Origin of the sequence: Actinocrinis sp., from assembly GCF_035650855.1 — a bacterium.
GTDB lineage: Bacteria > Actinomycetota > Actinomycetes > Streptomycetales > Catenulisporaceae > Actinocrinis.
The window spans coordinates 1-19,476 of record NZ_DASRGV010000236.1 but is presented as its reverse complement, the minus strand read 5'-3'; the positions used below and the strand labels follow the sequence as shown (position 1 = coordinate 19,476).

At 69.9% G+C, this 19,476-nt stretch carries 18 protein-coding genes and 1 pseudogene; 8 read left to right on the top strand and 11 right to left on the bottom strand.

Annotation, left to right across the window (positions count from 1 at the left end; translation table 11 throughout):
* From VFB40_RS17365 to VFB40_RS17340, 6 genes and pseudogenes are all read right to left on the bottom strand, one after another.
* A pseudogene (locus tag VFB40_RS17365) lies at window positions 1–296 on the bottom strand (hypothetical protein); the annotation flags it as partial.
* Window positions 297–716: 420 nt separating this feature from the next.
* Window positions 717–1,115: a hypothetical protein gene (locus VFB40_RS17360; protein ID WP_324851882.1), complete on the bottom strand. Its 399-nt coding sequence runs from the start codon at window positions 1,113–1,115 to the stop codon at window positions 717–719.
* The gene (locus tag VFB40_RS17355; protein WP_324851880.1) at window positions 1,063–3,144 is read right to left on the bottom strand and encodes a glycoside hydrolase family 127 protein; all 2,082 of its coding nucleotides are present in this window, start codon (window positions 3,142–3,144) and stop codon (window positions 1,063–1,065) included. The genes VFB40_RS17360 and VFB40_RS17355 overlap by 53 nt, the downstream gene beginning before the upstream one ends.
* A 3-nt stretch (window positions 3,145–3,147) precedes the next feature.
* On the bottom strand, window positions 3,148–4,014 hold the full coding sequence (locus tag VFB40_RS17350; RefSeq protein WP_324851878.1) for a carbohydrate ABC transporter permease: 867 nt from the start codon (window positions 4,012–4,014) through the stop codon (window positions 3,148–3,150).
* A 1-nt stretch (window position 4,015) separates the two neighbouring features.
* Window positions 4,016–4,975 carry a carbohydrate ABC transporter permease gene (locus tag VFB40_RS17345; RefSeq protein ID WP_324851875.1) on the bottom strand — a complete coding sequence of 320 codons (960 nt, stop codon included), beginning with the start codon at window positions 4,973–4,975 and terminating at the stop codon, window positions 4,016–4,018.
* 128 nt (window positions 4,976–5,103) lie between these two features.
* Window positions 5,104–6,417: an ABC transporter substrate-binding protein gene (locus VFB40_RS17340; RefSeq protein ID WP_324851873.1), complete on the bottom strand. Its 1,314-nt coding sequence runs from the start codon at window positions 6,415–6,417 to the stop codon at window positions 5,104–5,106.
* A 271-nt stretch (window positions 6,418–6,688) separates the two neighbouring features.
* On the opposite strand from VFB40_RS17340, the gene VFB40_RS17335 reads away from it, so the two are divergent.
* Window positions 6,689–7,720, top strand: coding sequence for a LacI family DNA-binding transcriptional regulator (locus VFB40_RS17335; RefSeq protein WP_324851870.1), 1,032 nt, complete (start codon window positions 6,689–6,691; stop codon window positions 7,718–7,720).
* Window positions 7,721–7,763: 43 nt separating this feature from the next.
* On the opposite strand, the gene VFB40_RS17330 is transcribed toward VFB40_RS17335, so the two are convergent.
* Window positions 7,764–8,639, bottom strand: coding sequence for a fructosamine kinase family protein (locus tag VFB40_RS17330; protein ID WP_324851868.1), 876 nt, complete (start codon window positions 8,637–8,639; stop codon window positions 7,764–7,766).
* A gap of 96 nt (window positions 8,640–8,735) precedes the next feature.
* Between VFB40_RS17330 and VFB40_RS17325 the strand changes: the two genes are divergently transcribed.
* Together VFB40_RS17325 and VFB40_RS17320 are read left to right on the top strand one after the other, a co-directional pair.
* The gene (locus VFB40_RS17325) at window positions 8,736–9,290 is read left to right on the top strand and encodes an MBL fold metallo-hydrolase (protein ID WP_324851867.1); all 555 of its coding nucleotides are present in this window, start codon (window positions 8,736–8,738) and stop codon (window positions 9,288–9,290) included.
* Between the two features lie 73 nt (window positions 9,291–9,363).
* Window positions 9,364–9,540, top strand: a complete 177-nt coding sequence (locus VFB40_RS17320; protein ID WP_324851865.1) for a DUF8730 family Cys-rich protein — start codon at window positions 9,364–9,366, stop codon at window positions 9,538–9,540.
* Between the two features lie 104 nt (window positions 9,541–9,644).
* Here the strand turns inward: VFB40_RS17320 and VFB40_RS17315 are convergent, their stop codons facing one another.
* Together VFB40_RS17315 and VFB40_RS17310 are read right to left on the bottom strand one after the other, a co-directional pair.
* Window positions 9,645–12,230 carry an ABC transporter permease gene (locus tag VFB40_RS17315; RefSeq protein ID WP_324851863.1) on the bottom strand — a complete coding sequence of 862 codons (2,586 nt, stop codon included), beginning with the start codon at window positions 12,228–12,230 and terminating at the stop codon, window positions 9,645–9,647.
* Between the two features lie 4 nt (window positions 12,231–12,234).
* Complete coding sequence (locus tag VFB40_RS17310) at window positions 12,235–13,005, bottom strand: ABC transporter ATP-binding protein (protein WP_324851861.1); 771 nt, start codon at window positions 13,003–13,005, stop codon at window positions 12,235–12,237.
* A gap of 510 nt (window positions 13,006–13,515) precedes the next feature.
* On the opposite strand from VFB40_RS17310, the gene VFB40_RS17305 reads away from it, so the two are divergent.
* The 3 genes from VFB40_RS17305 (at window position 13,516) to VFB40_RS17295 (ending at window position 16,068) form a co-directional block, all read left to right on the top strand.
* A complete protein-coding gene (locus VFB40_RS17305) occupies window positions 13,516–14,322 on the top strand; it encodes an SCO family protein (RefSeq protein ID WP_324851859.1) in 807 nt (268 codons plus the stop codon).
* 139 nt (window positions 14,323–14,461) lie between these two features.
* Window positions 14,462–15,238 (top strand): FadR/GntR family transcriptional regulator, encoded by a 777-nt coding sequence (locus VFB40_RS17300; protein ID WP_324851857.1) that lies wholly within the window; start codon window positions 14,462–14,464, stop codon window positions 15,236–15,238.
* Window positions 15,235–16,068 carry a sterol desaturase family protein gene (locus VFB40_RS17295; protein ID WP_324851856.1) on the top strand — a complete coding sequence of 278 codons (834 nt, stop codon included), beginning with the start codon at window positions 15,235–15,237 and terminating at the stop codon, window positions 16,066–16,068. The genes VFB40_RS17300 and VFB40_RS17295 overlap by 4 nt, the downstream gene beginning before the upstream one ends.
* A gap of 23 nt (window positions 16,069–16,091) precedes the next feature.
* On the opposite strand, the gene VFB40_RS17290 is transcribed toward VFB40_RS17295, so the two are convergent.
* Window positions 16,092–17,417 (bottom strand): MFS transporter, encoded by a 1,326-nt coding sequence (locus tag VFB40_RS17290; protein ID WP_527249200.1) that lies wholly within the window; start codon window positions 17,415–17,417, stop codon window positions 16,092–16,094.
* Window positions 17,418–17,708: 291 nt separating this feature from the next.
* Between VFB40_RS17290 and VFB40_RS17285 the strand changes: the two genes are divergently transcribed.
* Together VFB40_RS17285 and VFB40_RS17280 are read left to right on the top strand one after the other, a co-directional pair.
* Window positions 17,709–18,167, top strand: a complete 459-nt coding sequence (locus VFB40_RS17285) for a hypothetical protein (protein WP_324851852.1) — start codon at window positions 17,709–17,711, stop codon at window positions 18,165–18,167.
* Between the two features lie 95 nt (window positions 18,168–18,262).
* Window positions 18,263–18,829, top strand: coding sequence for a nitroreductase family deazaflavin-dependent oxidoreductase (locus tag VFB40_RS17280; protein ID WP_324851850.1), 567 nt, complete (start codon window positions 18,263–18,265; stop codon window positions 18,827–18,829).
* A 49-nt stretch (window positions 18,830–18,878) separates the two neighbouring features.
* Here VFB40_RS17280 and VFB40_RS17275 read toward each other — a convergent pair.
* Window positions 18,879–19,476 (bottom strand): maleylpyruvate isomerase family mycothiol-dependent enzyme (locus VFB40_RS17275; protein ID WP_324851848.1); only part of this gene is annotated, 598 nt, incomplete at its 5' end.

The window sequence follows — 19,476 nt, the reverse complement described above, 5'->3', positions numbered from 1 at the left end:
CCGTCGATGCCGCCGCCGTAGGAGAGGGTTTCCGGGCCGGTGGCGGTGGTGGCGTTCGGGTGCGCGGCCGCGTACGAGCGCATCTTCGCCAGCTGGCCGATCGTCGGGATCACGCCGTGCCGGTAGGGATGCTGATAGGCGGGCGAGTACGGATTGACCGAGCTGGCCGGGGTGGCGGCGGAGGCCGTGCTCAAGGCGGTGAACGTCATGCCGACGGTCAGTGTGATGCCGGCGGCAGCGGCCAGCGAGACTTTCAGACCGCGGCGGCGTGCCGCGGCCGTGGGTGGGTGGGTCACCTGCATATCCCCTTATCTCGGGTGGCGGCGGCGCATGTGGGTGCGTCCGGCCGCACGGGAGTGCGGGCGCGCGTCAAGGGACGGCGGGATCACCGCTTGGCCCCGGGACGCGGCCCGTATGGTGTGCAAGCATCAACGTTCGGAGAAACATCCGGGAAAACGGAGCGAGGTGCAGCAGCCAGGCCCGAATCCGACTGTTGGCGCGTGCGCCGCACCACCCCGGACGGAGGATCCGCCAGGTGGCCGCGACTGAATCGGTGTTCGAAGGGTGGGTAGCGGCGCGGCGGCCGCCGCGTCGCAGTCTGCGAACACTGAAGGGGAAATTAGCGCCCCGCGGTGTGATGGTCAACAGCGACTTGTTAAACAAATTTTTGCGAACGTTCGCGCCGACGCCGAAGTTTCGTGTGGATTACGCGGGCTTCATCGAATAAGAACCCGCGTTTTGCGGCGGCCGAAAGCGGCGCCGATCGGCGAGGTCCAGTCCAGCTCGACCCAGTGCGATCCGGTCTGCGGCCAGTCGCCCCAGTACGGATCAGGTTGTCGTCGTCGCTGGATCGGACCGGGTAGATGCCGTTGTTGATGGCCGTGACCGTGGTCCACGGCGAGGTGTAGGACGCCGAGGCGGTCGCGGTCAGGGCCGGGTCGATCGTGCCGGGCGGCAGCGGCTTGTGGGCGATGCCCGGGCGTGAGCCAGGCGTCCGGGATCCCGCGGCCGATGTAGAGCGCCGTCTCGTACTTGTAGGTTCCGTCCGCGGCGGTGCTGGACTCAAGCCCGGAGGCGGCGATCGACTGGAGCAGCGTCTGGGTCTGCCCGGCCATCGGCCACACGTAGGGCACCGCGCCGAACTGCGGAGCGGCGTGGCTGCCGGCCCAGGGGTTGTTGGGGGTGGGCGCCGTAGGTTGGCAGCCACACCCGCATGGTGGAGGGTCCGCGGTTCGCCCAGGCGTGGTACGGGACCAGCGGCACGTCACCCAGGTCGACCGGTTGTTCGGGGCGGTGCCCGTCAGGGTCCTGCGAGTAGGGCCAATCGTGGTCAGGCGCGGGTACGCGGTGGCAACGCACCATGACGCGGCCGTCAGCGGCTACGCGCGGCGGCTGGGTGACGTCCACTCGCAGCTCGTTGACACTCAGCATGCCGGGGACGTCGACGGATTCCAGTGCCAGGACGAGCGGGCCGCGCTCGACGGCGACGCATCCGCGGACGGCGTCGATCCGAGGATCGGGCTGGACGAGGCGCGGCGTCATCGGCAGGTGCAGCACGACCTCGTCGCCGGCCTGCCAGACGTTGCGCTCGGTGATCACGCCGGGGCCGGCCGGGCGCGTGTGTCCCCCGGCCGTGACGGATGCTCCCTGCGTGGCCCAGCCTGGCACGCGCAGCGACAGGGACCACGGGCGATCCGCGCTGTTGTCGATGCGGACCCTGATTCGCCCGTCGTAGGGATAGTCGGTGGTGACGGTGACGCGTAGTTCCTGGCCGTCCACCTGATGGTGGCTGACCGTGCCGGACACGTATTGGTGCAGCTGAAGACCCTCGTCGTCCGCGGTGGCGAGGTAGGCCGTCAGGCTGGCCAGGGTTCGGGCGACGTTGGTCGGACAGCACGACACCTCGAACCACGGCGCGCGCAGTGACGCCGCCGCGCGCACGCTGGGCCGGTCGGGTTCGGGCGGGCTGCCGAGCTCTCGGCGGTGCAGCGTGTTGGTGTAGAAGAACGCTCGTCCGTCCCCGGAAGGCGAGGTCGACACCACGTTGAACAGGGTGCGCTCGATCAGGTCGGCGTATACCGGATCGCCCTCGGCCAGCAGCAGCCGCCAGGCGAGCATCACCGAAGCGACGCCGGCGCAGGTCTCCGAGTAGGCGCGGTCGGCGGGAAGGACGAAGTCCTCTGCGAACGCCTCGTCCTGATGGCGTGAGCCCATGCCGCCGGTGATGTACGTACGCCGGGCGACGGTGCGCCGCCACTGCCGGGCGACGGCGCGATGCAGGGCGTCGTCGTCGGTCTCGTCCGCGAGATCCACCGCGCCGGCCGCGAAATAGAGCGCGCGGACCGCGTGGCCGCGGAAGACCTCCGCCTCGCGCACGGGCAGGTCGTCCTGGAAGTACTCGCGGCCGAACTCGACCTCCTTGAGCACCTGGTGGCCGCGGCGTTCGACGAAGAGCCTGGCCTGTTCGAGGTACCGCGGCTCGCCGGTCACCCGGTAGAACTCGACGAGCGCCGATTCGATCTCGGCATGGCCGTCGACGGAGGCGATCCCGCGCTCGCCGAACACCGCGCAGACCAGGTCGGCGGCGCGCCGGGCGACCTCGAACAGCCGGTCTTCGGGGTGCCCGGTGCGGGCGCGGGCGACGGCCGCCTGGATGAGGAACCCGATGCAGTACAGCTCGTGGCCCCACTCCAGGTCCGACCAGCGCGGGCCCTGGCCCGGCCGGCCGAACTCGGTGTTGAGGTAGCCGTCGGGCTCCTGCGCGGCGGCGATCCGCGCGACGATCGCGTCGAACCGCTCCTGCAGCGCCGGATCCGGCCGCCGGCCCAGCTCCCAGGCCATCGCCTCGAGCGCCTTGTAGACCTCGCTGTCGGAGAACTCCCGGCCGCGCCGGTCGGCCGGCAGCCGGCGCTCGCGGGCGGCGTCGAAGTTGCCGAGCCAGCCGGCCCGTTCGAGCCAGTGCTCGACGTGCGGCAGGATCGCGCTCTGGTTGCGGCGCTGCAGCTCGGCCCAGTAGCCGCCGGTGATGTGGACGTCGGTGAGGGGAAGGGGGCGCAGCCGTGCCCGCCGCGGGGCGACCGGGCGGCCGGTGTTCGGCGCCTGCCCGGCGTGGGGCACCGGCAAGCGCACGGTGTCGGTTGTCATTGATCAGCCCTTGAGCGCGCCGGACATGAACCCACGGACGTACTGCCGCTGGAGCAGGATGAACAGGACGATGCACGGAAGCGCGAGCACCACCACGCCGGCTTCCGTGGCGCCGTAGTCGATGACCCCCATCACCTGGGCACGCAGGTTCGCGATCGCCACCGGCAGCGGCAGCTTGGTGGAGTCGCTGATCAGCACCAGCGGGGTGATGAAGTCGTTCCAGGCGGCGAGGAAGGCGAACAGGCCCACCGTCACCAGGCCCGGGCGCACCGAGGGAACGAGCACGCGCAGCAGGGCCTTGACCGTGCCGCACCCGTCGACCAGCGCGGCCTCCTCCAGTTCGCGCGGCACGGACTCGAAGGAGATCCGCATCATGAACGTCGCGAACGGCAGCTGGAACATGGTGAGGACCAGGGCCAGGCCGACGAGCGAGTTCTGCAGGCCGATCCGGTCGAGGAGCACGTAGAGCGGGATCAGCAAGGTGGCGTAGGGCACCATCAGGATCGCCAGCGTCAGCATGAACAGGACGTTCTTGCCCGGGAAGGTGAAGCGCGCGAAGGCGTAGCCGCCGAGCAGCGAGATGGCGAGCGTGAAGAGCACGGTCAGCCCGGAGACGACGACGCTGTTGAGCACGTACTGCCAGATGCCGGCCTGATAGTGGGTCAGGGTGATGTAGTTCCCCATCCCCCAGCCGTGGTTCTGCGCCGTGCCGGCCTGCGGCGAGACGGAGCGGATCGCGGCCCAGAACAACGGGAACAGGAAGATGATCGCCAGGCCGCCGGTCAAGACGTAATACGGGGTCCGCAAGGCCAGGGTGCCCAGGCCGCTGGAGCGCGAGCGCGCCGCCCTGACGCTGTAGGTCGCCGCCATGTCAGTCCTCCCTCCCACGCAGCCAGCGGAACTGGCCGATGTTCAGCACGAGCAGCGCCACCAGGACGATGATCGACAGCGCCGCGGCGAGGCCGAGGTCGTTGCGGCCCTGGAAGGCGGCGTTGTAGATGAGCTGCACGATCGTCAGGGTGCTGTTGTCCGGGCCGCCCTTGGTCAGGATGTAGAACTGGTCGAACGCGAGCAGCGAGCCGGTGACGCACAGGATCGTGCACAGGGCGAGGGTGGGGCGGATCAGCGGCAGCGTGATGTGGCCGAACCGCTTCCAGCGTCCGGCGCCGTCGATCTCGGCGGCCTCGTATACGTCGGCTGAGATACCCTGCAGCGCGACCAGGAGCAGCAGCATGTAGAAGCCTGCGTAGCGCCAGACGATCAGCGCGACCGTGGACCACAGCGCATGGCCGGGAGTGCCGAGGAAGGACACCGGCCCGCTGGTGATTCCGAGCTCTTGCATCACCTGTCCCAGCGGGCCGCTGTCCGGCGAGTACACGGCGTAGAACAGCAGCGACGCCGACGCGAGACCCAGGGCGCTGGGGACCAGGATGGCCGTGCGCAGGAAGCCGGTCCACCGCGTCGACTCCTGCACCAGCAACGCCAGCCCGAGCGCGCAGCCGATCAGGATCACCGTGGTGACCACGGTGTACTCGACGGTGAAACGGACCGCAGGCCAGAACAGCCGTTGGTCGACGGCGGCGGAGAAGTTGTGCGGAGCGTTGATTCCCCGGTCGCCGTTGAACAGTCCCCAGTCGGAGACCGACATCTGCGTGACGAGCAACAGCGGAAGGACGAAGAACACGACGACGAAAACCGCGGTCGGGGCGGCATACGCCCAGCCGGTCAGGCGGCGCCGGCCGCTGAGGCCGAGCCGGCGGTGGCGCTTGGGTGGTGATGCGGCCTCGGGTGGGGAAGGGGTGGGGTGCATGGTCGACGACTGAACGGTCATGTCTTTCCTGGTCGTTGACTGAGAGCGAGAGCGAGGGCGGGTGGCGTCGTGCGCGGGCGGCGCCACCCGCGCGATCTCGGGCAGAGCGTCAGGCCGGGTGTCGCCGACCAAATATCACGAGCCGAATGTCACTGGCCGAGGACGCCGTTGATGGCGCTGTTGTCCTGCGACAGGTTGTCCTTGCCGTTGAAGACCTGGTCGCGCAGCAGCGTGACCCAGGGGCTGCCCGGGGCGTTGAAGGCCTGCTGGAAGTTGACCGCGATCGGGGTCTTGCTGTCCGGCGAGGCGGCGACCTTGTTGATGGCCACGACGCGGGGATCCTTCACGGCGTACTTGTTGTTGGCCAGGTCGCCGCGCGAGACGATGCTGTCGTTGGCGGCCAGCACGTTGACCTGCGCGTCCTCGGACATCAGCCAGGCCAGGAAGTTCCACGCCTCCGCCTCGTGCTTCGAGTCCTTCGACACGCCGATGCCGTCGCCGCCCACGAAGGTGGAGGCGCCGCCGTCGACGCCCGGGATCGCCGCGACGCCCGCGTCAACGGTCTTGTTCACCGTGGGAAGCAGCGAGGCCGGGTAAGGCATGACGCCGATCTTGCCCTGCTGGAAGGGTCCGACCCAGGTCGCGCCGGTCTCGTCCTTGCTGGCGGGATCGACGGCCCCCGCGCTCCACAGGTCCTTCCACGCGGAGTAGACCTGCTTGGCGGCGTCGCCGTTGAGCAGCGACTGAGTGCCGTCCGAGCTCAAGACCTCCTGGCCGGACGCCCAGATCATCGGGAACCAGGTGAAGACGTCGCAGCCGCCGCAGTTGCCGCCGAAGTAGGTGCCGTAGACCCCCGGCTTGTGCAGCGCCTGGACGGCCTTCGCCTGCTTGACGAAGTCGGCGAGGGTGGCCGGGCCCTTGTTCGGGTCGAGGCCGGCCTCCTGGTACAGCGTCTTGTTCCACATCATCACGGAGAGGTCGAGCACGAACGGCAGCACGTATTGCTTGCCCTGGTAGGTGCCGGCGTCGAGGTGGCCCTTGTTGATCTGTCTGGCGAACGGCAGCTTGCTGATCTGGCTGGTCAGGTCCTGCCACAGTCCGGCCCGCACCCAGTTGGGCGCGTAGACGATGTCGGAGGCGAACAGGTCAGGCAGGCCGCCGCCGCCCGCCGCCGCGCCGACCTTGGAGACGTAGTCGTCGTTCGGCACGATAGTCAGCTTGACCTGGTTCTTGTGCGACGCGTTGTACGCCTTCACGAGCAGATTGGCTTGGAGCTCGAGCGGTGCTCGCGTCCACAGGGTCAACGACGCGCCGTCATCGATGCCGTTTATCCCACCCTGGGCGACGGTTTGACCCTTGCCGCCGCTACCGCTGCTGCACGCCGCCAGGCTGACCGCCGCGACCGCGACCAGGGCGATGAGCGAGTGTCGGCGGCGCTGACTTCTGGAGCGTTTGCTGATCATGGGCAGCACTCCTTGGCCTCATGCCCGCGCCCTCGCGGGCTAAGTGTTTTCGGTTTTGCTTTCGTGATCGCAGCCTGACAGGTAGCGCAGTTCGCCATGGTCGGCCCCAGAGCAGCCAGGACACAGAGGATTCGCGTCTCGCGGGCCGCCGCTTCCGTGCGAAGGCGACACCGAAAAGGTTTTCCACAACGTAATCACGGAGATGCTCCTGGTCAAGAGTCTTACGAGGTATCGTTTTTACGACACCACCGCGACGACGACGGGAGGGCCGGTGGCGAGGCACGATGCGCAGCGCGCGAACGGCCGTACGGCGACACTGGAGGACGTCGCCCGGCTGGCGGGGGTGTCGATCGCGACCGCCTCGAAGGCACTGAACGGCCGGGCGCACGTCTCCCCCGCGACACGGGCCGTCGTGCTGGAGGCCGCGGAGCGTCTCTCCTACTCCCCGAACGCGCTGGCCCAAGGGCTGCGGGCGCTGCGAACAGGAATCGTCGGACTGCTCACTTCCGACCTCGAAGGCCGGTTGTCGATCCCGATCCTGATGGGCGCGGAGGACGCGTTCGGGGCCGGCCGCACGAGCGTGCTGCTGTGCGACGCGCGCGGCGACTCGATCCGTGAGGCGCACCATCTGCAGACGCTGCTCTCGCGCCGGGTCGACGGGCTGATCGTGGTCGGCGCCCGCCCGGACCCGCGCCCGTCGGTGGGCCGCGACCTGCCGGTGCCGGTCGTCTACGCCTACGCGCCCTCCGAGGACCCGGCCGACCTGTCGCTGGTGAGCGACAACGTCTCCGGCGCGAGGCTGGCGGTCCAGCACCTCGTCGAGGTCGGCCGCCGCTCGATCGCCCACATCACCGGCGACCCCACCTACGGCGCGGCCCAGGACCGCGCCAAGGGCGCGCTCGCCGAACTGGCCGAGCAAGGCCTCGACCTGGCCGGCGGCCGGGTGTACTTCGGCTCATGGTCCGAGGCCTGGGGCCGCAACGCGACCAAGATGCTGCTGTCGCAGACCCGGGAGATCGACGCGGTGTTCGCCGGCTCCGACCAGATCGCCCGCGGCGTCATCGACACCCTGCACGCCGCCGGCCTTGAGGTCCCCGGCGACATCGCCGTCATCGGCTTCGACAACTGGGAGATCTTCACGACCAGTTCGCGCCCGCCGCTGTCCAGCATCGACATGAACCTCGAAGTCCTCGGCCGGGTCGCCGCCGAGCGCCTCTCCGCCGCTCTGAGCGGCGACCTGCGCGCAGGCGTCGAATCGCTCCCCTGCCGCCTCGTGCCGCGCGAGTCGACCACCTCCGTGTGAGCGCGTCGCCAGGCTGTCGCCAGGCTGTCGCCAGGCTTTCGCGCTATCGGCAGAACGGCTTGAGCGTGTCGCGGACCTGCTGCGCCGCGCCCCAGTCGTGGTCGAACTGGGCGATCACCGCCAGGTGCTGGCGCAGCTGGATCAGCGGCATGCGGGCTCGCCAGTCGTCGTCCAGGCCGGTCAGCTGCGCGTAGACCTCGAAGAATCGCTCGGCTTCCGGCGGATGCGGGGAGCACCACAGGTGCGCCAAGTCGACCTCTGGCCACATGTAGGAGACCGCCGGGTCGATCACCGCGGGCCGGCCGTCCTCGGTGGCCAGGATGTTGTGCGCCCACAGGTCGCCGTGGGTTAGGCAGGCGGGCCGGGGCGGCAGCAGGTCGGGCAGGCGCTCGCAGAACCGTTCCAAGGCTCGGCGGTCCTGCTGGTCCAGTGCCGCCTGGACGCGTCGCTCCGGGAGCCAGCGCAGCAGGCGGTGCTCGGCGAAGAACTCGTATCCGTCGGCGCTCCACGTGTTGTGCTGGCGGTAGCGGCCGAGCCAGTTGTCGCGTGACCAGCCGAACCTGTCGTGCACGGTGGAGGTGTGCAGCCGCGCGAGCGCATGGGCGAGCTGCTCCCAGAACGCTTCCCGCGTCGGGCGCGCCTGCAGGACGGAGAGCACCAGCACCTCTCGCGTCGCGAGCACGACCTGGGGCGTGCAGAGCGAGCCGCGCTCTCGAAGAACGTTGAGTCCTTCCGCCTCGGCCGCGAACAGGTCGTCCGACGGCACGTCGACGAACGACTTGACGAACAACGCCGGGCCGCTGCGCTGGGTGGCGATGCCCGCGAGGGCCGCCATTCCGCCGTCGACCGGCTCGACTGCCGTGACATCGCTCAGTCCCGCGGCGTGGAGGCGGTCGAGCAGGAGGGAGGCGGTCGGCATGAGAACACAGGGTACTCAGGCAAGGGCTGCCACCACCGTGCCGAGACATCAAGGCCGGTAGATGCGTGCCGACCTCGGCTGTGAGAGCCTGACGCGGTGACGGCGCAACTTGATGTTCTGACCGCGGGATACGTCGACGACCGGGTCGCGAGCACGGTGACCTTGATTCGCGACGGGCAGGCCACCATCGTGGTCGACCCCGGCATGGTGGCGGGCCGCGGCGCGATCCTGGACCCGTTGGCGAAGCTCGGCGTGCGGGTCGGCGAGGTCACCGACGTGGTCTTCAGCCACCATCATCCCGACCACACGCTCAACGCGGCGCTGTTCCCCAACGCCCGCTTCCACGACTTCTGGGCGATCTACCAGGACGACCGGTGGGAGGACAGGGAGGCCGACGGCTTCCAGGTGAGCCCGGCGGTTCGGCTGATGGCGACGCCCGGACATACCGCGCAGGACATTTCGACGCTCGCGGAGACCGAGGGCGGCCTCGTCGTGCTCACTCACCTGTGGTGGAGCGCCGACGGCCCGCAGGACGATCCGCTCGCACAGGACCTCGGGCTGCTGCACACCAATCGGGACAAGGTCCTCGCGCTGCAACCCTCGCTGATCGTCCCCGGGCACGGCGCGGCCTTCGCACCTGCGGGCTCGTGATCCGGCTTCGTGAACGGATACCCCGTTGGGTATCTTGGTTCCGGTCGTGAAGCCGAGATGAGGAGATCTGGGGATGTGCTCACGCGCTACCTGCCGCACGTGCGGCAAGGCCACCTACCGAGGCTGCGGCATGCACGTGGAGCAGGTGCTCGCCGGCGTGCCGAAGTCGCAGCGCTGTGAGTGCGACACGAGCGAGAAGAGCTCGGGCGGTGGGCTGTTCAGTAAGCTCTTCGGCTCCTCCCGCGGCTAGGCGCCTCGAGCATTTCGCGCCGCGAGTACTCGTCAGCGCACTGCGACCGGCTCCGCAGCCATCGTGGTCCGGGCCGGTCAGCAGCAGCGCCTCCCCGGCGTGGCTCAGGTCTCCGCGATTGCTTCGATCACTGAGATACGCGCCGCCCGGCGGGCCGGGAGCACCCCTGCCGCGATGCCGGCCAGTCCGGCGAGCAGTACGTAGCCGGCGATCATCGTCACCGGATAGCTGATCGGCGACCCGCCGCCGCCGCCGCGGATCAGGGTTTCCGAGACGGCCGAGCCGAAGCCGACCCCGATGGCCACTCCGAGCAGCCCGCCCATCAGCCCGATCAGGAGTGCCTCCATCGAGAGCGTGCGGCGCAGCTGACCGCGGGTCAGGCCGAGCGCACGCAGCAGGCCGGACTCGCGGGTCCGCTCGATTACGGACAGCGACAGGGTGTTGGCGATGCCGAACAGCGCGATGAGGATCGCGATGGCGAGCAGGCCGCCGAACACCGCGAGCAGCGAGTTGATCGCCGAGGTGATCTGGTTCTTGTAGTCCGCCACGCTCTGCACGCTCGCCAGCGGGTAGCGCGCGAGCACTTGGTCCACGGCGGCGCGCGAGGCCACGGGCGCGGCCGAGGGCGCTGCCTTGATCAGGATCGAGGACGGGCCGGCCGGCTGGAAGCCGTCGGCGAAGTCCCGGGCGGAGATCAGCGCCTGGTCGCCCAGGAACGTGCTGGCCGAGATGGCCACCACGCGCAGGTGCTCGCTTCGGTGCGGCGCGTCGAGGGTGACCGCGTCACCGACCTGGACGTGCAGAGTCTTGGCCACGGTGTCACGCAGCGCGATCCCGCCGGTTCCGTTCGCCAGCGCGTCGACCGAACCGGAGGTAACCGGCGGCTTGGCCGTGCCCGTGTAGGCGGCGGGGTCGAACGCCCCGATCGAGGTTTTGGTCTTCCCGCTGAGCGTGGCCTGGTCCGCCCAGGTGGGCGCGACGATCGAGAGCTGCGATCGCGCGCGCAGCGCCCCGGCCAGATCGTTGGGCAGTACCGGCGGCGCGCTCTCCGCCGCGCCGTTGTGCAGCGGTAGAACCATGTAGTCGATCGGGTAGTGCTCGTCGACCTGGCTGAACGCGAAGCTGCGCGCCGTGGAGGTAACAACCGAGAACAGCGTGATCAGACCTACGCCGACGGTCAGTGCGATCATCGTGGCGGCGCTGCGACCGGGGTTGCGGTACGCGTTCGCGGTGGCGAGGCGCGTGGGCATCCCGGCGAGCTTGCCGGGCAGCCAGCCGAGCAGCCGGGCGAGCGGGCCGACCAGCAGCGGGCTGGCGACGAGCACGCCGATGAAGAACACCGCTCCCCCGACCGCCTCGATCAGCAGACCGTTGCGTCCCTTGGGCAGGCCCAGCACGGCGAGGCCCACGCCGGCCGCGCACAACGCCGCGGCGATCACGCCAGGGAGGACGCGGCGAGAACGCTGCAAGGCCGGAGCCGCGTCAGGGGCGCGCAGGGCAGCCAGGGGCGCGACGCGGGTCGCCCGCCAGGCCGGCCACACCGCGGCGGCGACGGTGACCGCAGTGCCCAGGCCGATCGCGATCAGCACGGTGCGCGGCGAGACCACGATCCCCGATCCCGCGGGCAGAGCGGCCCCGATCCCGCTGAACAACGCGGAGAGCGCCGCGGTGATCCCCAAGCCGACAAGCACCCCGACGGCGGACGCCGCTACCCCGATGAGGATCGATTCGAGCAGGACGCTGGCGAAGACCTGACGGGTCGTCGCGCCGACGCAGCGCAGCAGCGCGAGTTGGCGCAGCCGCTGGGTAATCAGGATGTTGAAGGTGTTGAGGATGACGATCGCGGCGACGAACAGCGCGACGACCGCGAAGACCAGGATCCCGGTGAGGATCAGGTCCACCTGCTGGGTGACGCTGTCGGCCAGGTCGTGGGCGAGCTTGGACCCGGTGACGACGGCGCCGCCGGCCGGCAGGGCTCCGGCGACCGCCGCGGAGAGGCGGGAGGCCAGGGCGGCCTGGCTCGTCCCGGGCGTCGCGGCCGCGTCGATCCGGTCGTAGCCGTGGATGCCCAGCGCGTGCATCCCGCCGGCGGTCAGCGCGAGCACTGACTCGTCGTTCAGGTTCTTCGCGACGCCGAGGTCCGCGAGGCCGACCAGCCGCAGCGGGTGCCGCGCCCCGGCGGAATCCAGCACGGTGAGACTGTCGCCGACCGCGAAGTGCGAGGTCTGCGCGGTGTTGTAGTCGAGCAGGGCTTCCGTGGGCCCGGTCGGCAGGTGGCCGGAGGTGAGCGAGAAGTACTGGAATCGCGGGTCGGCGGGAACGTCGATGGCGACGCCGGTCTGGTCGCCGTTCGCGATGAGCTTGCCCGCCTTGTCGTAGAGGGCGGCCGGGCCGACCATGCGTCCTTCGGCGGAGGCGACGCCGGGCGCCTGCCGAACGCTCGCGAGCATCGAGTCCGGCAGCGGCGGGGGCGCGGTATCGCGCTTGGGGTTGCCCGCGGCCGCGGGGGATTCGACGGACGCGTCCACGTGCGCCGCCTGGGCGGCGAACTCGTGCCAGAACCCTGCGGTGGCCGTGTCGGTGAAGATCAGCGTGCCGGCCACGAATCCCACGCTGAGCACGATCGCCAGGCTGGAGGCGAGCAGGCGCAGCTTGTGCGCGTACAGCCCGGCCAAGGTGGTTCGCAGCATGCTGTCACGCTCCGAACGACTTGAGGATGTCGAGCACGCCCTGCGGCGTCGGGTCGATCAGCTCGCCGGTCACCCGGCCGTCGGCGAGGAAGACCACCCGGTCGGCGCTGCTGGCCGCCACCGGGTCGTGCGTGACCATGACCACGGTCTGGTCCAGCTCGCGCACCGAGTTGCGCAGGAAGGACAGCACCTCGAGCCCGGTGCGCCGGTCCAGGTTCCCGGTCGGCTCGTCCGCGAAGACCACCTGCGGCCGTCCGATCAGCGCGCGGGCGCAGGCGACGCGCTGCTGCTGCCCGCCGGACAGCTCGCTGGGCCGGTGCCCGAGCCGGTCGGCGATGCCGAGCGTGCCGATCACCAGGTCCCACCAGTCCGGGTCCGGCGACCTTCCGGCCAGCTCAAGCGGCAGCCGGATGTTCTGGGCGGCGGTGAGCGTCGGCAGCAGGTTGAAGGACTGGAATACGAAACCGATCCGCTCGCGCCGCAGCACGGTCAGCGCGCGGTCGTTCAGGCCGGTGATCTCCACGTCCCCGACCTGCATCGAGCCGGACGTCGCGGTGTCCAGCCCGGCCAGGCAGTGCATCAGCGTCGACTTGCCCGAACCCGACGGCCCCATGATCGCGGTGAACGCACGCGCCTCGAAGGCGACGTCCACCCCGTCGAGCGCGCGCACGGCGGTCGGCCCCGCTCCATACACCTTTACAAGACCCTCCGCGCGGACGGCGGGCTGGACCGCGCGCTCGGCGCTCGGCGCCCGATGCGTCGCAGCATTCGTCATTGAGAACAGCTCCCTCGTGGGTACCCGTTTGTCTCGGCCCTGAGCACAAGACAGCCCGAGCACAAGACAGATGGCGAATTCGCCATCTCGCAGACCGTACGGCCGGTGCCCGGGCCGTCGCGTCACCCGGCGTGACCGTTCTCAGCTCATCCCCAGGTGGCATCGGCGGACGCGCCGTGCTACCGCGGTCGCCGGTGAATCGCTCGGGGGTCTCCGCCTCCAGGCTGACCCGACAGGATCGGCAAGTGGACCTGTCCGGGGCGCCTCGCGGGGCCTGGCGGAGGTAAGCGCGCCCGCATACTTGCATAATGCAAGATGGAAGGGAAAGGCTTGAAGCTTTAACTGCGTGGCCCGGTGTCCTGCCCGCTTGGAGCCCTGGGTAGCGTGGACCGGGTCAAGCCGCGAATCTGCCGGTCAGCCGTGAGGAAGATCAACGTCATGCACAGCCCTGAACCTGTCCGTTCACGCCGCAAGTACGGGTATGGGCGCGGGCGCGGATTCAGGCAGCGGGTGTCCCTGGCCGTGCTCATGGCAGCCTGCCTGTCGCTTGCGGCCTGCGCATCAGGCGCCACGGGCACGTCGAGTGGCGCCGCATCGATCCAGGGCGACACCTCCACCAGCGGCAATGGCACCGGCAGTGGCACTGGTAGCGGCAACGACGGCATGGACATCACGCTGCCGCCGAACATCGTGAACCTGCCGCTGCTCGACCCGTCCGGCCGCACCGAGCCGCTGTCCTCGTTCAAAAGCAAGGTGATCGTGGTCAGCGACGTGATGACGCTGTGCCAGGAGACCTGTCCGCTCGACACCGCGAACCTCGTACAGGCCGCCCGCGCCGTGGAGAAGGCAGGACTCGGCGACCAGGTGGAGTTCCTGAGCGTCACCATCGATCCGCAACGCGACACCCCGGCGCAGCTGGCCGCCTACCGCCAGCTCTTCGCACCGCCGCCCGCCGACTGGGCCACGCTGACCGGCGCGCCGGACAACCTGGCCGCGCTGTGGAAGAACTTCGGCGTGTGGAGCCAGAAGGTGCCGGAGGGCAACCCGCCAGCGAAGAACTGGCTGACCGGTGCGACGCTCACGTACGACCTAGACCACAGCGACGACGTATTCTTCATCGACCAGAACCTGCGCGAGCAGACCCTGCTCGACGGACCCGCGCACGTCGCGCAGGGCACGCAGGTGCCGTCCGCGCTGCAGTCCTTCCTCAGCGGCACCGGCCACCAGAACCTCGAACACCCCAGCGCCGATGCCTGGACCACGCAGCAAGTGCTCCAGATCATCAGTGGCCTGGTACACCACTCGATCCCGCAGTAGTCGGCGAACACGCGGGCCCGAGCGCTTCGTAGACCTCTGGCGGCAGCGAGGGTCGCGCCCGCTCACCGTGCGCTTCGCGCGGATTTCGTTGTGGTCCAACCAGTTGACCACTGGACCATCCACGGCCATGCTGTGCGCCATGACGACGTCTTCCGCAGGAGGCTGCGACGAGCCCGCCGACAGAGCCGAGGCGCCGATCCGGCGTGAGTCGCTGTCCGATCAGGTGTTCGCCCGCCTGCGGGACCGTTTGCTGAGCGGGCAGATCGTCGCCGGCGCACAGCTGCCCGCCGAACGGGATCTCGCGGCGCAGTTCGGCGTCAACCGGCACGTGATCCGCGAGGCGCTTAAGCGGCTCCACCAGGCGCGGCTGATCGAGATCGCGCACGGCGGCCGGACCACCGCGCTGGACTGGCGCCGCACCGCCGGGCTGGACCTGGTGGTGAGCCTCCCCGGCGCGGGCCAAGTGCTTACCTTGGACGGTGCGCAGCGCGACACCCTCGAAATGCGTGCCTGCATCGGCTCCGACGCCGCGCGGCTGTGCGCGCTGCGCGCGGCGCCATCGGTGCTCGACGCGATCGTCGCCGCCGCCGAGGACTACCAGGCACACGGACCGGATCTGGACGCGCTGGCGGACGCCGACATCGCCTGGTGGCGGCTGGTCATCGAGGGCTGCGGAAACCTCGCCTACCTCCTGGCGTTCAACAGCCTCATCGGCGGGGCGCTCGCCTTCGGTGACACGCCGAGGGAACAACGCACCGGGGAACTGCTCGACGTGCGCGGACGCATCCGCCTGGCCCGGCTGATCGCCGCACGTGACGCGGCCGGCGCCGAACAGCTCGCCCGCGAACTGCTTTCCCGCAGCATCCCGCCACTGCCAGGTGTCACAGCCGCGAATGCGTTGGAGGCACGCAAGTGATCCCGGTCATCGAGCTCGCGATCCCGCTCTTCCTCCTGCTCGTCGCCCTCGAGGCGGTCTCCTACCGCTTCCTGCCCGACGACGACGAACGCGGCTTCGAAGCCCGCGACACCGCCACCAGCCTGTCCATGGGCGCCGGCAGCCAGGTGGTCGGGTTTCCGTGGAAGGCCGTGACGGTGGTCGTCTACGCGGCCGCTTACACGCTCACGCCGCTACGGATGTCCAGTTCCTCCGCGTGGAGCTGGCTGCTGCTCTTCCTCGCCGACGACCTCGCCTACTACGTCTTCCACCGCGCCCACCACCGCATCAGGGTGCTGTGGGCCAGCCACGTGGTGCACCACTCCAGCCTCAAGTACAACCTGTCCACCGCGCTGCGCCAGTCCTGGACGCCGATGACCTCGCTGCCGTTCTGGCTCCCGCTCGCGCTGATCGGCATCCCGCCGTGGATGATCCTGCTCCAGCAGTCCATCAGCCTGCTGTATCAGTTCTTCCTGCACACCGAGCGGGTGGACAAGCTCTGGCGCCCGATCGAGTGGGTGCTGAACACGCCCTCGCACCACCGGGTCCACCACGGCTCGAACAGCGCGTACCTCGACCGCAACTACGGCGGCATCCTGATCGTCTGGGACCGGATCTTCGGCACCTTCGAACCCGAAGGCGAGCGGGTGGAGTACGGCCTGACCAAGAACATCGACACGTACAACCCGCTGCGTGTGGCGTTCCACGAGTTCGCCGCCATCGGCCGGGACCTGCGGGAGGCCCGCTCACTGCGCGACCGAGCCGGCTATGTCTTCGGACCGCCTGGATGGTCGCCGAGCCGAGCACGGTGAAGCGAGCGTAGAACGGGGCGCTGCTAGAGCTCGGTGTGCCGGCCTGGGGTGTGCTGCGGCGCGGGTCCGAGGTTGATCAGGTTGCTGATGAGCACGCCGAAGGCTAGGACGGTGAGCAGCGCGGCGGCCACGTGGTCACCGAGCGCCGGGTTCGAGCGGGGCGCGACATGCAGCGTGAGCGTCACCAGCGCGACGCCGAGGGCGGTGCCCAGTGCCCGGGTCATGTTGACCAATCCTCCCCCGGTGCCGGCCGCGCGCGCCGGGACCGCCGCCATCACCAGCGCGTTGTTCGCCGGGGTGAAGACGCCCAAGCCGAGCCCGAGCGCGGCCAGCAGCGGGGCGAGCCATACGGCTGTGAGCGGCACCAGGATCATGCCCACCAGTGCGCACGCCGCCACCGCCGAGCCCGCCAGCGCGCGGCGCCGGTCGCTCCAGGAGGGGGGCAGCACCCGCTCGGCCAGCAGCGCCGCCGCCGCGAAACCGGCGGGAAGCGCCGTGAGGATGAGGCCCGCCGCGCTCAGGCTGGTTCCGCTGCGGGTCAACGCGACCGGCACGAGCACCAGCGGCCCGAAGAGCACGAGGTAACCGCCCAGTGCGCCGACGAGGCCGGCGGCGATCCGCCGGGAGCGCAGCAGCGCCGGGTCGATCAGCGGACTGACGGCCCGCGCCAACCGCCGCGCCAACGCCAGGGTCGCGGCGGCGGCGAAGGCGAACAAGGCCAGGACGATCGGCCAGGACAGGTGCAGGCCGGAGGCGCCGGAGATCCCCAGCAGCAGCGTCGTGGTGGCGGTGGCCAGCCACAGCAGACCGGGCCAGTCGAAATGATCGGTGGAGGCCTGGGTGCGGGTGCGCGGCAGCAGATAGTGCCCTGCGATAAGCGCCGCGATCCCGACCGGCACGTTCACGAAGAACACCCACCGCCAGCCCCACCCGGTGACGATGACTCCGCCGAGCGTCGGCCCGAGAGCCAATCCGAGCGCCTGGGCTCCTGCCTGCACACCGAGCGCCGCGCGCAGCCGTGAGCGCGGCGCGCTCGTGGTCACCAAAGCCACACTGTTGGCCTGCAGCAATGCCGCGCCCACCGCCTGCACCGCACGGAAGAGCACCAACGCCAGCAGGCTCGGCGCCAGCCCGCACGCCGCCGACGCGGCCGTGAAGAGCACGAACCCGTACAGGTACATCAGCTTGCGGCCACGAGCATCCGAGAGCCGGCCGACCGGCACGAGCAGCGCCGCCAGCGTCAGCAGATAGGACAGCGAGACCCACTCCACATCCGCTAGGTCGGTGTGGAACTGCGCCTGCAGCGCCGGATAGGTGAGCGTCGCGATAGACGCGTCCAGCTGTCCCATGAACGCGCCGAGACAGACCGCCGCGATCGCGAGCCACCAGCCGTTCGGGCGCTCCCTGATCCATTCCGGCCGAGCGCGCTCGGAGAGCAGGAGAGCCGACAGTGCGCGCCGGTTCGCGGCGCTGGAAGGCGCCGCTTCGAGGGAGTCGATGGACACTTGCGACACCTCTTCGGACATGGGCGGCACCCGGCCCTACGTGCACTCTCTACCCGCACCTCCATGATACCGGATTTAGTTCGGTAGCCGAAATGCTTGTAGACCGTTCCACAGTGGTTCGCGAGCGCATGCCCGATGCCGAGTTCAGTGGTGGCTCGCTACGACCTGCTCGGGATGGCGCTGGCACTGGTGTCGGGCCTGGCGTTGACGGCGCTGCAAGCAATCGAGCGGGCCACCGGCGGCTGGGGACTGTCCATGCGCTTCTTCCGCGTGCCATACCTGCTCAGCGGTTCGTGGTACGCCACCTGGCTGACGGCGACGGTGATCCTGTTCGCACTGTTCGTGTACGGAATGTGGTACGGAATCGTGTACAGCCGGTGGGGCCCGCTCGGCACGCTGGCGTTCTTGGCGGCGCAGGCGCTCGTCGCAGTCGCCGCGGTCGTCACCGTCTCCTTCGAGCACTGGCACCTCTGGTCCGCGACCGGCGGATCCTTCGCCGGCCTGACCGCATTGGGCCTGACCGGCGTCATCGCCGCGCTCGCCGTCGTCCTGCTGGCCGGCGGCCACGTCACCATCCGCCGCGCCACGGTCTGACGCACGGACGTATCCCGCGAAGCATATTGCATAGTGCAATAATTCCTGGGTACTTACGTCTCTCGGAAACCGAGCCTGGACGTGAGGGAGGCGATGTGACGGTGAGCAACGAAGCATCCGAAAGCGCGGCCGCGCACAAGAGGCCGGGAGCTGCGGCGCGCTGGCTGCTCAGGGCGCCCACGCGGCTGTACGACCTGCATGCCGGGTGGCTGCTCGATCACCGGTTCCTGCGCCTGACGCATATCGGCCGAAAGTCAGGGCGCCGATATCGGACCATGCTCGAGATCGTCCGCGCCGACCCGGAGCGCAACGAGTTCGTCGTCGTGGCCGGACTCGGCCAGCACGCGGACTGGTACCGCAACGTGCGGGTCGGCGGCGCCGTCGAGGTTGCGGTCGCGCGTGAGCGGTTTTCGCCCGCGTACCGCGTGCTCGGGGAGCAAGAGGCCGCCGAAGCACTCGCGCACTACGAATACGACCACCATTGGGCGGCGCCGATGATCAGGCGTGCTCTGACGTGGCTGGTGGGGTGGAACTACGACGCTTCCCCAAGTGCGCGGCTTCGGCTGGTGCATGAAGTGCCGTTGCTCGCCTTCCGGCCAGCGGATCAGGATGCGAGCGTCGCGACGGGTGCGCAGGCCCTAGCGGGTGACGAACGGTCGTGAGATCCGGCTGAGCAGGCGAACCTGCCGTCTTCTCAGCGCTCTGAGCGGGTCACTGCGACCCGATGCGGCGTGCGAGCGTCGGAGCGCCTGCGCCGCTGAGCCGGCGCGCTCCCTCGCTGCGGCCGGTTATCGCGAGCAGCAGGTCTTCCGCTGCTCCGCGTACCGGCGTGCCGCGTCCCCAGGTGAAGTCGATGTCTTCCGCTTCCAGGCGCAGGCCGTCGAGGCAGCCGCGCGGCACGAGGGTCGGCCCGGGAGCGCCCGGCGGGTGCTTGAGCGTCACGAGGCACTGCAGCGCGGCGCGCAGCCGGTCCGGTTCGGCGTCGCGGGCGAGGCCGAGCGGGCGGCGGATGTCGAGATCGTGGACGAGCAGGTCGGCCAGTGGCGCCTCAGGGCCCTGACCCGGTGGCGTGAACCGGGATTCCGCGAGGCGGCGCAGCCGTTCGGTGAGCTCGGTGGCCGAGTGCTCGGCCCAGCGGGCGGTGAGTTTGTCGTTTGCCCGGTCGAAGCTGCCCCGGGAGGTCATCAATGTTCGAAGGAACTCCCCCGAGCCGACCTCGAGCACCATCACTACGTGCGCTGCCACGTCGTGGACGCGCCACCGGCTGCACAGGCTCGGGGTGGCCAGCTGCCGGGTGGTGAGCTGGTCG

Coding starts and splice junctions, on each gene's coding strand:
- VFB40_RS17290 (WP_527249200.1), bottom strand. CDS start 17,417: ATGGGACAGCTGGACGCGTCTATCGCGACGCTCACCTATCCGGCGCTG.
- VFB40_RS17320 (WP_324851865.1), top strand. CDS start 9,364: ATGTGCTCACGCGCTACCTGCCGCACGTGCGGCAAGGCCACCTACCGA.
- VFB40_RS17345 (WP_324851875.1), bottom strand. CDS start 4,975: ATGACCGTTCAGTCGTCGACCATGCACCCCACCCCTTCCCCACCCGAG.
- VFB40_RS17350 (WP_324851878.1), bottom strand. CDS start 4,014: ATGGCGGCGACCTACAGCGTCAGGGCGGCGCGCTCGCGCTCCAGCGGC.
- VFB40_RS17310 (WP_324851861.1), bottom strand. CDS start 13,005: ATGACGAATGCTGCGACGCATCGGGCGCCGAGCGCCGAGCGCGCGGTC.
- VFB40_RS17300 (WP_324851857.1), top strand. CDS start 14,462: ATGACGACGTCTTCCGCAGGAGGCTGCGACGAGCCCGCCGACAGAGCC.
- VFB40_RS17285 (WP_324851852.1), top strand. CDS start 17,709: ATGCCGAGTTCAGTGGTGGCTCGCTACGACCTGCTCGGGATGGCGCTG.
- VFB40_RS17355 (WP_324851880.1), bottom strand. CDS start 3,144: ATGACAACCGACACCGTGCGCTTGCCGGTGCCCCACGCCGGGCAGGCG.
- VFB40_RS17340 (WP_324851873.1), bottom strand. CDS start 6,417: ATGATCAGCAAACGCTCCAGAAGTCAGCGCCGCCGACACTCGCTCATC.
- VFB40_RS17315 (WP_324851863.1), bottom strand. CDS start 12,230: ATGCTGCGAACCACCTTGGCCGGGCTGTACGCGCACAAGCTGCGCCTG.
- VFB40_RS17330 (WP_324851868.1), bottom strand. CDS start 8,639: ATGCCGACCGCCTCCCTCCTGCTCGACCGCCTCCACGCCGCGGGACTG.
- VFB40_RS17360 (WP_324851882.1), bottom strand. CDS start 1,115: ATGGCCGGGCAGACCCAGACGCTGCTCCAGTCGATCGCCGCCTCCGGG.